At 41.7% G+C, this 14,117-nt stretch carries 12 protein-coding genes; 1 reads left to right on the top strand and 11 read right to left on the bottom strand.

All coding sequences use genetic code 11. From position 1 onward, the window contains the following. Positions 1-12 precede the first annotated feature (12 nt). Positions 13-1,044, bottom strand: a complete 1,032-nt coding sequence (locus tag ACYVIL_RS12045) for a GGDEF domain-containing protein (RefSeq protein WP_460312586.1) — start codon at positions 1,042-1,044, stop codon at positions 13-15. A 215-nt stretch (positions 1,045-1,259) separates the two neighbouring features. Next, positions 1,260-2,144, bottom strand: coding sequence for a GGDEF domain-containing protein (locus ACYVIL_RS12040; RefSeq protein ID WP_460312624.1), 885 nt, complete (start codon positions 2,142-2,144; stop codon positions 1,260-1,262). Between the two features lie 670 nt (positions 2,145-2,814). On the opposite strand from ACYVIL_RS12040, the gene ACYVIL_RS12035 reads away from it, so the two are divergent. Beyond that, complete coding sequence (locus ACYVIL_RS12035; protein WP_460312585.1) at positions 2,815-2,967, top strand: hypothetical protein; 153 nt, start codon at positions 2,815-2,817, stop codon at positions 2,965-2,967. A gap of 17 nt (positions 2,968-2,984) precedes the next feature. Here ACYVIL_RS12035 and ACYVIL_RS12030 read toward each other — a convergent pair whose 3' ends face one another. The 9 genes from ACYVIL_RS12030 to lpxD all read right to left on the bottom strand — a co-directional run bounded on the left by ACYVIL_RS12030 (position 2,985) and on the right by lpxD (position 14,117). Then, positions 2,985-3,980 (bottom strand): branched-chain amino acid aminotransferase, encoded by a 996-nt coding sequence (locus tag ACYVIL_RS12030; protein WP_460312584.1) that lies wholly within the window; start codon positions 3,978-3,980, stop codon positions 2,985-2,987. Between the two features lie 194 nt (positions 3,981-4,174). After that, complete coding sequence (tilS, locus tag ACYVIL_RS12025) at positions 4,175-5,482, bottom strand: tRNA lysidine(34) synthetase TilS (protein WP_460312583.1); 1,308 nt, start codon at positions 5,480-5,482, stop codon at positions 4,175-4,177. Positions 5,483-5,539: 57 nt separating this feature from the next. Further along, positions 5,540-6,496 (bottom strand): acetyl-CoA carboxylase carboxyl transferase subunit alpha, encoded by a 957-nt coding sequence (gene accA / locus ACYVIL_RS12020; RefSeq protein ID WP_303474444.1) that lies wholly within the window; start codon positions 6,494-6,496, stop codon positions 5,540-5,542. Between the two features lie 38 nt (positions 6,497-6,534). After that, positions 6,535-9,954, bottom strand: coding sequence for a DNA polymerase III subunit alpha (gene dnaE, locus ACYVIL_RS12015; protein WP_460312623.1), 3,420 nt, complete (start codon positions 9,952-9,954; stop codon positions 6,535-6,537). 55 nt (positions 9,955-10,009) lie between these two features. Next, on the bottom strand, positions 10,010-10,609 hold the full coding sequence (gene rnhB / locus ACYVIL_RS12010; protein WP_460312582.1) for a ribonuclease HII: 600 nt from the start codon (positions 10,607-10,609) through the stop codon (positions 10,010-10,012). Next, a complete protein-coding gene (gene lpxB / locus ACYVIL_RS12005; RefSeq protein WP_460312581.1) occupies positions 10,602-11,780 on the bottom strand; it encodes a lipid-A-disaccharide synthase in 1,179 nt (392 codons plus the stop codon). Before lpxB ends, rnhB begins: the two co-directional genes overlap by 8 nt. A 43-nt stretch (positions 11,781-11,823) precedes the next feature. Continuing rightward, on the bottom strand, positions 11,824-12,594 hold the full coding sequence (gene lpxA / locus ACYVIL_RS12000; RefSeq protein ID WP_303474448.1) for an acyl-ACP--UDP-N-acetylglucosamine O-acyltransferase: 771 nt from the start codon (positions 12,592-12,594) through the stop codon (positions 11,824-11,826). A gap of 3 nt (positions 12,595-12,597) precedes the next feature. Continuing rightward, on the bottom strand, positions 12,598-13,044 hold the full coding sequence (gene fabZ / locus ACYVIL_RS11995; protein WP_303474449.1) for a 3-hydroxyacyl-ACP dehydratase FabZ: 447 nt from the start codon (positions 13,042-13,044) through the stop codon (positions 12,598-12,600). 38 nt (positions 13,045-13,082) lie between these two features. Continuing rightward, complete coding sequence (gene lpxD / locus ACYVIL_RS11990) at positions 13,083-14,117, bottom strand: UDP-3-O-(3-hydroxymyristoyl)glucosamine N-acyltransferase (RefSeq protein ID WP_460312580.1); 1,035 nt, start codon at positions 14,115-14,117, stop codon at positions 13,083-13,085.

The raw sequence follows: 14,117 nt of genomic DNA, 5'->3' as shown, positions 1-14,117 counted from the left end.
CAGGTTTACAGTCTAATTTTGCGGTATGCTTTGGTCGACAACGCAGTTTCGTCCTTTTTCTTTAGCAAAGTATAAACGTTCGTCGGCTTTAACTAGCAATTCATCCAAATCGGTGCCATCAGTACCGTAATGGGATATTCCAGCACTGAAGGTAATATTGATTTTTTGTTTATTATAAATAAAAGGCGTTTCCATTAACTTTTTGCGTAATGAATCAATTTGTTGAAAACTATCTTTTGATTTAGACGCTTGCATTACTAATGCAAATTCTTCACCACCAAAGCGCGCTAGTAAATCGCTTTTTCGGGTATATTTTTTCAGAAATTCAGCCACAAAACGTAAAGCTGCATCCCCACCATGATGGCCGTATAAGTCATTTACATTTTTAAAATAATCCAAATCAAAAAGCACCACAGACATATCAACTTTATGCCTTTTTGCATAGTCACTGGTGGATGCAAAAGAATCAAACAATTTCATTCTATTTGCTAGCCCAGTCAATTTATCAGTGCCGGCCAATTGCATTAGTCGCTCTTCGTTAGTCTCCCTATTACGCTCATAAACATGAGCTAAGGCAATCATAAGCACGCCACTCAATATCACATTTAAAGACACCGTAATATTCAATGGAATATCATCTGTTAGAAATTTTAAATGGAATATCGTAATCCCTAAGGTCATAAAAAAAATCGAAAAGTAGAAACCAATTTTTCGTCCCATTAGCAAATAGGAGATCACAGGGATCGTCAAAATCCATACGTAAATAGATTGGGAAGAATTAGGCACTGATAAGGCGTACATCATTATCGAAAAGAATGGTAAAAGATAAGCCATTACCCATATTTGAAAATGTTCAGTGCGGACAACACGTCGCCACACGAAAAACGAAAAAACTCCGTACACAATTTCAAGAAAAGCTAAGGCGTAAACCCCGCGATAAATATTAATCAAACCAAAAACAAAGCCGCCCACAAAGGTTATCAGCAACAATACTAGTAAAACCTTGCGGCGGTATTCGGTATTATGATCAAAATCGCTAAGCATAAACAGTCTCGTACAACAAAAATAAGCCTACGGATTTACTTGAATTCGAACCGCCAATCCATGGGTCACTTACTTCAAAAGAGAAAAAATAATTTTGGAGTAAACATTAGTCTAATGTGTTTAACATTAAAAAGGTATGTAAACTATGCCGAATATGTAAGAAAGTTGCCAATATAAGGAATAAGCCTGCAGTTTTTTGCCGCTAAATGACTAAGTTACGCCGCTTTATAACAGTTTTTCCCATTCTGTTTCGCTGCATACAAGGCTTTGTCTGCCCGATTAAACAAGGTTTCGTCAGTATCACCAAATTGATACATGGTACTGCCGATGCTACAGGAAATATTGTATTTAGCTAAAACTGTATTTCGGTTCATAAACCCTTGAATACGTTTAGCTATTTTACTATTTGTCAGTTCATCGCTACCTGGCAACAAACAACAGAATTCATCACCACCAAAGCGAAAAGCATAATCGCTATTGCGTAAGGATTGATTTAATACATTCGCAACTGCAATCAATACCTGATCACCTTCTTGGTGGCCAAAAGTATCATTTACTAATTTGAATTTATCCAAATCAATCACCAGTAAACCAAAGCTTTCACTGGCACGTTTAGCATGACTAAGCAGTCTTAATAAAGACTCTTGATAGTGTACTCTATTGCCCAGTGATGTCAGGTGATCTTTGAGCGCTAGTTGTTTAACACTATGAAATTCCAGTGCATTTTTTAAAGGAAATTTAAATAATCGATGTAAATCAGTGAGTATTGCCGTTTCTCGTAAACTCAATACATTCGAAAATGAGTAGATTAGGGTAGCAAAGATTTTATGCTGACTAACTTGATCTAATGTTTTGTTATTTTTAGATTTTTCAGTATTACCAAAGGTCAATAAACCATCAGGAAATTTAATCGATAAGCCCTGTAGATTTATTTTTGCCTTCAATTGACGATAAAACAGTTGTGCGATTTCTTCTAAATCAATACTGGTTGATAGTTGCAACATGATTTGGTGCGACTCAGTATGACTTAAGCCACTATTATGCATACCTGAGCTGAACAGATTATTATCTTTCAACCCAGCGTCAAAAACCGGTGTCATGTGTTCCAAAACCAGTGCTCCTGCCAATTTTTTGGCGAATAAAGGGCTTAATACCCATTTAGTTAATTAGAAAAGTCTTATTACTGGTTAATTAGCAATCACTGTGCCACAGATTACTGCTAATATTAAAATAACTGATTGGCGAGATATTAAGTCACAAAAATCCCGTTAAGCCTGCCTGTATAGCACCACAATTAGCAAAGTTAAGAGCTCAGATTTATGCATGCGGGTTTCGCAAACCCAGTAATATAAATGACTGCTGCCATTTTGACTGTGTGGTGATTCAGACGGATGAATTTGCCGCCTATTCTTGCTTACTTAGCTTGTAGCGTAGCATCAGATCCACTGGCTGTGTCGTAACAACCAAGAAATCGTCGAGTCTGTGGAGACAGCCCCCTAAAGCCTAACGATGTTATTGAGCTCATAAGGAAAACCTCGTCCGCTGGACCACATTAAACATTTTTGATTAGCGGGGCATTAAAAAACGCTGTTAGCCTTATCAATTGGGCGATTTTTAATCCATGGGTTTTAGTTGCTGTGACGATTTTCATATATTGGCTTTTTTCGTTGGCACGGAGTCAAAAGAAGGAAAATATGTGGAATAGAGGGGTTTGCAGAACTTAGTCAACGCTTCCTGCGAACGGGCTATTTTCAACAAGCAATGAATAATATGGCATTATTAGATGAAGCTTGCGCGCTTGAAATTGATAGCTTAGCTGCTTATCAACGCGTCATTAAAACCATAAGCATAGAAGCCTTAAATGAAAATGCAGCCTGGTTACAGCTACATAGAATGAACGCTTATCAAGCTCAGGTAAGTTAACCTGAATTCCCCGACAATTAAATTTTTGTTAACCAACCATGGGTATCCGGAGCTTCACCCCATTGGATTTGATTTAGCGCTTGACGCAATTGAATGGCTTTAGGACCCGCTTCTCCAGTACCGACTTTAACATCTTGGCCTTTATGGATTAAGGTGCCCACCGGAGTCAAAACCGCAGCCGTACCAGAAAGTGCAGCTTCAGTGCCTGGCTTTGCCACACGTTCTAAGAGTTCGTCTACAGAAAGGTTACGTTCACTCACTTTCATACCTAAGTCGGCGGCAAGAGTCAGTAGCGTACTACGTGTAATTCCATGTAAAAATGAGCTATCCAAAGCTTTGGTGATGATTTCATTACCATCGATCAAAATAAAGTTTGCAGCGCCGGTTTCTTGTACATCACCATCCGGGCAAAATAGAATTTGGTCAGCATCAAATTTTTCTTTGCCTTCGAGTATGGGTCCTAGAGCACTAGCATAATTGCCACCACTTTTGATCATACCCATATGAGGCGCACAACGCATACCATCCTCTGCCAATAGCAGTCTTAATGGACGAGCTCCTCCCGCAAAGTAATCACCCACTGGTGATAACAGAACATACAACATTGAAGTCGCTGACGGTGCTGCTGCTTTACCAATAGAAGGTTCTGTACCGATATGGGTTGGACGAATATACATAGAACCAGGAGGCTGCGGCACTTCGTCAGCGTATTTCGTTACCATTTCAACAATCATTTGCGACAATTGATTTTCATCAACTTCCGGTAAAAACAATAATTTGGAACTTTGTACCATTCGTTTAATATTTTCTTCCATACGAAAAATATTCACGCTGCCATCTTTATGTCTAAATGCTTTTAGTCCCTCGAAACATGTACTGGAATAATGTAAAACATGGGCCCCAGGATGCATCTGAATACTTTCAGCGCTGACAAACTCAGCCTTACTCCAGTGATCATTTTCAAAGGTAGTAAGTGCCATTTCAGGCATAAAAACAGTTCCAAATGCAGCCATAACAGTCTCAAATCTCCAAAATATTAATAAGATCAATTTACCGATAGAATTAAAAGTAATCCCATCAAGGATTATATATTCGATTTTACGCTAGAAGCAGGGGCAAACACTAGCATTGTAAGGATAAAAATATATTTTAATGCTTAGCAATCCATATCCGCTCACATTTTGAACTAAAAATGCACAGAGATACATCAAAGTTGTGGTGGATTGACCCGAAAATGAATACTTGAAGTGAGCTCAACAGGCACGTCATTGGCAAAAATAATTTGTTGTTCACATATCACTGCAATCACTCTATCTTGCCAGTATAGAAGCAAACTACGCTCTCTTTCCCATACTGGCACATCCCACTGTTTAAACCATTGTTTCAACAATTTTGAATGGCTCGAACCAAGTGGTTTGAATTTCAGGCTATTAGCACGAGATTTAATCATCAATTGCCCGACGTACTTCTCTGCAATGCGTAAATGCCCTAAATCATTGGGTAAATCTGTGCTCGCTGTAGTTAAAACAAGATCCACTTCAGATGCTAACACTTGCTTCTTTACACAATATAAGTGTTCTCTAAAGCGTCGCAGCTGATAAAGGCCGATATCAATCATCGGGTTGCCATCTTGTTTGGCACATAAGAGTTTTGGTAATTCGCCTAAGGCGGTGTGAGAGGGCATCTCGACTTTCTGTTCAGAAAGCCAATATCGTACTATTTGATTCTGCCAAGGGGTTGAAAGATCGAGTAACTTATTAATATCAATGGCAAACCGTGAATTTATCATTGATTGCAAATGTTTAGCATTAACTTCATCAAGAAGTTGCTGCTGTTGTGCACATAATTGGGCTGAGCGGCTGGCAGCAGAGGCTAGATTTGGCCAGCGTTCTAACATCGTTGGAATGACTTCCGAGCGCAAAAAGTTGCGGTCGAATCGAGTATTTTGATTTGACTCATCTTCGATCCATTGCAAGCCTTTTTGTTGCGCCAATTGCAATATTTCACGTTTTTCCAATTCAAGAAACGGTCGAGCCAGTGTAATGCTATTTTCACTTACTGCTGATTGGGCCATGGCTGAGAGCCCTTTAGGGCCTGCACCACGTTTTAATTGCAACAAAATTGTTTCCAGTTGATCTTGAACATGTTGACCTAACAAGATCAAACCATCATGTTCCGTCATGGCCTCTAAGGCTTGATAACGAACTTTTCGAGCAGCAGCTTCCAGACCGCCATTTGCCCTAGCGTCCACCTTCACCTGCTGAACTTTAAACGAAACATCTAGATCTGCGCACACTTGCTGACAATGCCGTTGCCACTGATCCGCATTGGGGCTTAAGCCATGATTAACGTGTATTGCCAAATAATTGTGTACGGGATATTGGCCCATCAGTTCTGCCACCGTTACCAGCAACAAATGAGAATCCACCCCACCACTGTAAGCAACAACAACTTGCCTGCCAGATCCTTCAAGAAATTGAGAAACACGTTCTGTGATACGATTTTGTAGTTTCATAAGGCAAAAACCGCCTTGTAAAAACAAGACGGTTTAGAAACGCGATTAATGGTTAGCTTAACAATAACCAAAAGACATGATTCGCTCATAACGTTGTTCGAGCAGTTCATCTTTAGATAAGCTCATCAATTGTGATAATTGTTGCTTGAGGGTTGCTTTGAGGTTTGCAGCCATGGCGTCATGATTACGATGGGCTCCGCCTAAGGGCTCCTCTACGATATTGTTAATCAATCCGAGGTCTTTTATCTGACCTGCACTGACCCCCATAGCTTCAGCTGCCAACGGCGCTTTTTCGGCACTTTTCCATAGTATGGACGCGCATCCTTCAGGAGATATAACCGAGTAAGTACTGTATTGCAGCATGTTTACTCTGTCACCAACACCAATGGCAAGTGCTCCACCTGAGCCACCTTCACCAATCACCGTACAGATAATAGGCACATTCAAGTCGGCCATTTCTTTAAGGTTACGGGCAATGGCTTCACTTTGTCCACGTTCCTCAGCACCAACTCCGGGATAGGCTCCAGGGGTGTCGATGAAGGTAATAATAGGCAAATTAAATCGCTCCGCCATATGCATTAAACGCAGGGCTTTGCGATACCCTTCAGGTTTAGGCATACCGAAGTTGCGGCGGATTTTTTCATGGGTATCACGGCCCTTTTGATGACCAATCACCATAACGGGTTGACCATCAAAGTCTGCTAACCCACCAACGATAGCTTTATCATCTGCAAAAGCACGATCACCAGCTAACTCATCAAACTCTTCAAAAAGGCGCGGAATATAATCCAGTGTATAAGGTCGCATTGGGTGCCTTGCAATTTGTGAAACCTGCCAAGCTCCCAAATCGGAAAAAATTTTAGCAGTCAGTTCTGCACTCTTTTCCCGCAACTTAGTGATGGACTCTTCAATGCCGACATCAAACTCACCGCCTTGATTGACTAACCGTAGTTCTTCAATTTTTGCTTCTAAATCAGCGATAGGTTTTTCGAAATCAAGATAATTCAAACTCATTCCAAACCTTATATTTGTTTACAAACACACTATTGGTGTTAACTAAATTGCAGCTCTACCGCTTGTTTAGGTAGCATTTGCTGCAATTCATAAATTAATTGGTCTTCTGGTGTCACGTACCACTGCGCACCAAATGCTAAAACCATTTCTGCATCGGGATGAACAACCCGCATTTTAACCGGACAACTTCCACCTTGATAATTTTGCAGAACTGCTTGCAGTTTAGCCACTCTTTCATCGTTACACCAGTCAGATTCTACTTCTAACCCTAGGCATTTTACATTTTTCTCTCGAGCCTGCACGATATCCATAGCGTCACGACCGGATATTGTATTGCCACCTGAGAAATCATCAAAGCTGACCTGTCCGGAAATCAGCAGAATTCGGTCAGGTTGAAGCAGTTCTTCGTATTTCTCAAACATGTCTGGAAAAAAGCGCGCATCCATTCGAGCACTTTTATCATCCAAAGTAACAATTGCCCAACGTCGCCCTTTTTTGTTAGTCATCACTCGAACGCCAATAACTAAGCCAACGGCGACAGAGGTAGTATCCTTGTTGGTGGGTTTTAAGTCCACCAAACGAGCTGAACTATAATGTTTGAGCTCTTTTTCATACTGATTTATTGGATGACCTGTTAAGTATAGGCCAAGAGTTTCTTTTTCTCCGTCTAACCAAATTTTTTCTGGCCATTCAGGTACATTTGCAAACGCCTGTTCTACCTGATCCGGCTCTGTGGTCAATAAACCGAACATATCAGATTGACCATGAGATTCAGCTTTGGCATGTTGATCTGCCGCTGCAATCGCTTCTGGCAAGGTCGCCATGATACAGGCACGATGAGGCCCTAAATTATCCATAGCGCCAGCCATCACTAACTTTTCAAGGACTCGTTTGTTTATTTTCTTCAAATCAACCTTAGCACAAAAGTCAAATAAGTCAGAAAACTGAGTATGCTCTTTACGAGCAGCAATAATCGCTTCGATAGGACCTTCCCCTACCCCTTTAATTGCACCAATGCCATAAACGATACGGCCTTGTTCATCTACCGTAAATTTATATTGTCCGGCATTCAAATCAGGTGGCAGAATGGTCAATCCCATCCGGTTACATTCATCCACCAAAGTAACAATCTTGTCCGTATTATCCATATCAGCTGACATTACCGCGGCCATAAACTCGGCAGGATAATGGGCTTTCAGCCACAAAGTTTGGTACGACACTAGGGCATAAGCCGCGGAGTGGGATTTGTTAAAACCATATCCAGCGAATTTTTCCACCAGATCGAATATTTTCATAGCAAGATCGGGATCGATATTATTGCCTTTAGAGCCTTCGGCAAACACACTACGTTGTTTCGCCATCTCTTCAGGTTTCTTCTTACCCATTGCTCGGCGCAACATATCGGCACCACCAAGACTGTAGCCCGCCATGGCTTGGGCAATTTGCATAACTTGTTCTTGGTACAGAATGATGCCGTAGGTCGGTTCCAATATTTCTTTTAAACAATCATGTTGATATTCTGCATCTGGATAGGAAATTTCTTCTCTACCGTGCTTTCTATCTATGAAGTTATCTACCATCCCTGATTGCAAAGGACCAGGTCTAAATAGTGCTACTAATGCGATAATATCTTCGAAGCAATCAGGCTTAAGACGTTTAATTAAATCCTTCATCCCCCGTGATTCTAATTGGAATACTGCGGTTGTTTCGGAATTCAACAGGGTTTTAAAGCTTTTAGGGTCCTCTAGTGGAATCGCAGTAATATCGATTTGCTTGCCGCGACCTTCGGCAATCATGTCGATGGCCCACTGAATAATGGTAAGTGTACGTAATCCTAAGAAATCGAACTTCACCAGCCCGGCTGTTTCAACGTCATTTTTATCGAATTGAGTAACCGGATTTTTACCTTCATCATCGCAATATAGTGGCGCAAAATCGGTAATTTCAGTTGGGGAGATGACCACCCCTCCGGCATGTTTACCGGCATTACGAGTGACGCCTTCTAAGATCCTAGCCATATCAATTAGATCTTTTACTTCTTCATCTTCTTGATAAAGCTCTGGCAACCTTGGCTCAACGGCAAACGCTTTTTCTAAGGTCATACCTGGATCAGAGGGGATTAACTTCGAAATCCTATCGACAAAACCATAGGGATGGCCTAATACTCGGCCTACATCTCGAACTACCGCTTTAGCGGCCATGGTACCGAATGTGATTATTTGCGATACGGCTTGACGACCGTACATATCGGCCACGTGATCAATCACCTCATCACGTCGGTCCATACAAAAATCAACGTCGAAATCAGGCATGGATACCCGTTCAGGGTTGAGGAATCTTTCGAATAATAAATCAAATTCTAGGGGATCCAAATCGGTAATATCAAGGGCGTAGGCCACAAGAGAACCTGCACCTGACCCTCGTCCTGGCCCTACAGGAATACCATGATCTTTACTCCATTGGATAAATTCCATTACGATCAAGAAGTAACCGGGGAACCCCATTTGGTTAATAACGGTTAATTCAATTTCTAAACGCTCATCGTATTCGGGTCTTTTTTCTGCTCGTTCTTGTTCGTCGGGAAACAAGAACTTTAAGCGTCTTTCTAATCCTTCCCAGGAAACTTTAACGAGATAATCAGCATCAGACATGCCGCCAGTGGGGAATTTAGGCAAAAAGTATTCGCCCAAGGTCACGGTTACGTTGCAGCGTTTGGCTATTTCAACGGTATTCTGCAACGCTTCTGGAATATCGGAAAACAGCTCACACATTTCTTCCGGGCTGCGCAGGTATTGCTGCTCACTATAGAGTTTAGGTCGTCGTTTATCATCGAGTGTATAACCATCATGGATACACACTCTAATTTCATGGGCGGCAAACCCCTCTTTGGCGATAAAACAAACTTCATTGGTGGCAACCACAGGCAGATCATGTTCCAACGCCCAATCGGTAGCGCGTTGAATATATTCTTGCTCTCCCGGGCGACCAGTGCGATTAAGCTCTAAATAGTAACAATCCTGAAAGTGACTCTCATAGAATTGGGAAATTTGTGCAGCTAAAGGCATATTACCTTTGGTTAGTACTTGCCCCAGATCACCCGACAAGCCACCCGAAAGTATAATCACCCCTTCTTTATGTTCAACCAGCCATTGTTTATCAATGACGGCTCGGTTTTGCACATGACCTCGCTGATAAGCTTTAGAAATGAGCAAGGTAATATTTTTATAGCCTTGGTTGTTGCTTGCCAGCAAAGTGAGTCTAAATAACTCCTCTCCTAATTCTTCGCTTTGGACCCAAAAATCAGCGCCGATGATGGGTTTAATCCCGTTAGCATGGGCGGCATCGTAATATTTCACTAAGCCACACATATTCATCTGATCGGTAATTGCCACTGCGGGCATGCCCATTTCTTTTACTTTTCCAAGAATAGGCTTGATCTTATTCAGACCATCCATCATCGAATAATCGGAATGGACGCGCAAATGTATAAAATTTACTGGGTCTTGACTGACTTCAGACTGCACGGATAACTCCATTTTGTTGTATCAAAACCTGTTGCACTGGTTTAAAACTCATACGGTATTCTTGTGTTGGACCCAGTTCAGCCAAACGTTGCAAGTGGGCTTTGGTGGGGTAGCCTTTATGTTGATTAAAACCATATTCTGGATATTGTAAATGTAATTCCGCCATTTCCCTATCACGGGTAACTTTAGCAATAATAGATGCAGCAGAAATCTCAGCAACGCTGCCATCTCCTTTTACAATAGCTTCACTAGTGTATTGCCAATCAGGACATCGGTTTCCATCGACTTTAACTAAATCAGGTTGTATTGATAAGCTTTCTACCGCTCGTTTCATGGCTAACATGGTGGCATGTAAAATATTAAGGTGATCAGTTTCTTTGGGGCTTGCTCGCCCCACCGACCAGGATAATGCGTTTTCAATAATTTCATCGAAAAGGAGATTGCGCTTTTTTTCACTTAGCTTTTTAGAATCATTCAATCCTAAAATAGGCTTATTGGGATCAAGTATAACCGCAGCAGTGACCACATCGCCCACTAAAGGACCACGACCTACTTCATCCACTCCGGCAATCCGCAAAGCATCATTCATATTGGGCACCAATTAATTTTAAGACTGCTGCAGCGGCTTGTTTATCTGCATCTTGTTTCAACATTTTATGCAACCCCACGAATTCCTCCGGGACCTTTAAGTTGTCTCCGCTAAACATGGGGATCAGGTACTTGGAGATAGTCTCTGGATTAACCTCTTCTTGCAACAATTCAGGGACTATGGGCTTATCTGCCAACACATTTGGTAATGAGAAATAATTAGGCTTATACATTACTTTCATGATTTGGTGTGTCAGCCATTTCAACCGATAGGCAACCACCATTGGACGTTTGCATAACATGGCTTCTAAAGAAGCCGTACCCGAAGCAAGTAAAATTCCATCCGCCGCTATCATAACGTTACGAGACTGCCTCATGACTACAGATATATGCATGTTTTTAGGATATTTTGGTGAATCTTTAAATGTCGCTACTATTGCTTCAATTTGATTTTTTCGCGACTCGTTTACCGCTGGAATAATCACATGCAAATCATCAACTGTGGCACAGACTTTACTTGCACTTAGCAAGAATATCTCAAGCAGCATACTCACTTCCCCCCCGCGACTGCCAGGTAATAACGCCAATACTTTTGCGTTTTCACTTAGTTCCACGCCATCTAATTGTTGACGAGCCAGTGCCTGATCGGGGTAAAGGGCGATGTCATCCGCCATAGTGTGACCAACAAATTGACACGGGAAGCCATGTTTGTCGTAAACCGCTTTTTCGAATGGGAAAATACTGAGTACCAAATTGGTAGCCTCAGCGATACCAAATATACGATTTTCACGCCAAGCCCAAACGGTTGGGCTGACGTAATGAACGGTTTTAATGCCTAGTTTTTTGAGTTTCTTTTCTAAGGGAAGGTTAAAATCTGGAGCATCCACGCCTATGAACACATCTGGGGGATCTTCCGTAAAATGTTGCAAAACGGATTTTCGAATGAATAACAGTCGTCGAATGCGAGACAGTACTTCGACTATTCCCATTACCGAAAGCTCTTCCATATCAAACAGGGTCTTGCAACCTTGTTCAAGCATATTTGGCCCAGCAATCCCTGTAAACTGCGCATCAGGATGAATGGCAAGGATTTGTTTTATCATACCCGCAGCTAAAACGTCACCAGAGGCTTCTCCGGCAACGATAGCAATTTTTAATGGACGCTCAGACATATCAGGTTGGCTCGCAGTTTGCGATAAAAACTAAACACTAAGTTTAGCGGATAATTCCTCGATTAGAGTTCGCAACAAATTCGGCCATTAACCCCACTTCTTTTGTGGTTTCTGCCATCTTGCGTAACTCTTGCACAGCTTCTTCGGCTCGATTACCATTTCGATAAAGTACTTTATAAGCACGTTTAATACTCATTATCACCTCTTTATCAAAGCCTCTGCGACGTAAACCTTCAGAGTTAATTCCGGCAGGCGTATTATCGATTCCGTTGATCATTACATAGGGAGGAATATCGCGTAATATAATCCCACCGCCACCGGTAAAGCTATTAGAACCAATTTTACAGAACTGATGCACAGCGGTATTACCACCTAATATAACAGAACTGCCAACATGCACATGACCAGCCAAGGTTGCATTGTTTGCAAAGATATTATCATCGCCAATCACACAATCATGGGCCACATGGGCATAAGCCATAAACAGATTATTAGAGCCTATTTTAGTAAGGGATTTGTCTTGAACAGTACCACGGTGGATAGTTACTGATTCCCGAAAAACGTTATTATCACCGATTTCAAGGCGAGTTTTCTCGCCAGCATATTTTTTATCCTGGCATTCTTCACCTATGGAGCCAAATTGGAAAAAACGATTGTTTTTACCAATCGTACATGGCCCTTTTATAACCACATGTGACTCGATAACAGTTCCACTGTCAATCTCAACATCTTCACCAATAACGGAATATGGTCCTATTTGAACGTCTTTTGCTAATTTAGCAGACGGATGCACAATAGCAGTATCATGGATCACAGGTTACATCTTCCTCATTGCACACATAAATTCAGCAACACAGGCTTCTTGGCCGTCGACACTGGCGACGCCCTTAAATTTCCAAATACCGCGTTTTTCTTTAACCACACACACATCAAAATCTAATCTGTCACCAGGAACCACTGGACGTTTAAAACGCGCGTTGTCTATTCCTGCATACAGGTATAATTCATCGCTATTGCCTGCCGTTTTAAACCCTAGGATACCAGCCGCTTGGGCCATGGCTTCAAGAATTAAAACACCAGGAAATATAGGCTTGCCAGGGAAATGGCCAGTGAAACACGGCTCATTAAAGGTTACATTTTTATAGGCTTTGATGGTTTCACCTAGTACGTATTCAGTCACTCTATCAATCAGTAGAAAAGGATACCTATGGGGTAAAAGCGCCATAATTTCTTCGATTTCGATAGTGTTCAAATTGTCGGCCAAAGGCTGATCTCCTTTATGAAGTAATGGTGTCGCCCCAATTACTTTGTAGTTTGTTGTTTTTCTAAAACTTTGACACGTTTAGCAATAGACGAAATTTTCTTGAGTTGAACCGCATTTTTACGCCACTCTAAATTTGGTACCGCCGGCATACCAGAAGAATATAAACCAGGTGCGGTTACACTCTTGGTTACCATGCTCATTCCAGTAAAATGCGAGTTATCGCAGACATCAATATGTCCGTTAAAGCCACACAGCCCTGCAACGCTGCAATTTTTACCCAATTTAGTACTGCCAGCTATCACTGAGCATCCTGCCATAGCTGTATTTTCGCCAATCTCAACGTTATGGGCAATTTGTATTTGATTATCAATGATCACGCCATCGGAAATAATCGTATCCTCTAGGGCACCACGATCGATGGTGGTACTAGCACCAATCTCAACACGGTTACCTATGACAACACGTCCCAATTGCGGAATTTTAATCCATTTACCTTTATCATTAGCATAGCCAAACCCATCACTGCCAATAACGGTAGCAGATTGGATTAAGCAGTGCTCCCCCATGACAGTGTTGTGGTAGATAGTAACATTTGCCCAAAGCTTGGTTTTGTTTCCTAATTGGCAGTTTTTGCCAATAAAGGTACCCGCTCCTACTTGAACATCGTCACCCAGCACAACCCCAGACTCAATGACGGCTTGTGCTCCCACGCTTACATTTTCACCCATAATCACATCATCTGCTATTACAGCTGATGGATGAATACCTGATGCGGCATCAGGAGTCGTATCAAGGGCCTGTGCAACTAACGCGAATCCTACATATGGATTTGCATGAACCAGCGCTGTACAAGGACAATGGGATAACTCATCTGGATGTAAAATAACCGCCTGTGCTCTAGTGTCAGCTAGATGACTACGATACTTGCTATTCGATAAAAAGGAAATCTGACCAATGCCTGCATTCGCCAAGGTACTCAAACTATTAATCTGGGTATCTTCAGTATCATTGCCAGATAAATGGATGGTAGCGCCAATAAAATCTGCCAATTGTTTTAAACTGAGTGACTGCAT

The organism is Aliiglaciecola aliphaticivorans (genome assembly GCF_054782055.1).
Note: the sequence above shows the minus strand (reverse complement) of the source record. Positions and strands in the feature narration are given on the sequence as shown.

Coding starts and splice junctions, on each gene's coding strand:
- ACYVIL_RS12040 (WP_460312624.1), bottom strand. CDS start 2,144: ATGACACCGGTTTTTGACGCTGGGTTGAAAGATAATAATCTGTTCAGC.
- lpxD (WP_460312580.1), bottom strand. CDS start 14,117: ATGCAGTCACTCAGTTTAAAACAATTGGCAGATTTTATTGGCGCTACC.
- tilS (WP_460312583.1), bottom strand. CDS start 5,482: ATGAAACTACAAAATCGTATCACAGAACGTGTTTCTCAATTTCTTGAA.
- accA (WP_303474444.1), bottom strand. CDS start 6,496: ATGAGTTTGAATTATCTTGATTTCGAAAAACCTATCGCTGATTTAGAA.
- rnhB (WP_460312582.1), bottom strand. CDS start 10,609: ATGAATGATGCTTTGCGGATTGCCGGAGTGGATGAAGTAGGTCGTGGT.
- ACYVIL_RS12045 (WP_460312586.1), bottom strand. CDS start 1,044: ATGCTTAGCGATTTTGATCATAATACCGAATACCGCCGCAAGGTTTTA.
- lpxB (WP_460312581.1), bottom strand. CDS start 11,780: ATGTCTGAGCGTCCATTAAAAATTGCTATCGTTGCCGGAGAAGCCTCT.
- ACYVIL_RS12030 (WP_460312584.1), bottom strand. CDS start 3,980: ATGGCTGCATTTGGAACTGTTTTTATGCCTGAAATGGCACTTACTACC.
- dnaE (WP_460312623.1), bottom strand. CDS start 9,954: ATGATGGATGGTCTGAATAAGATCAAGCCTATTCTTGGAAAAGTAAAA.
- ACYVIL_RS12035 (WP_460312585.1), top strand. CDS start 2,815: ATGGCATTATTAGATGAAGCTTGCGCGCTTGAAATTGATAGCTTAGCT.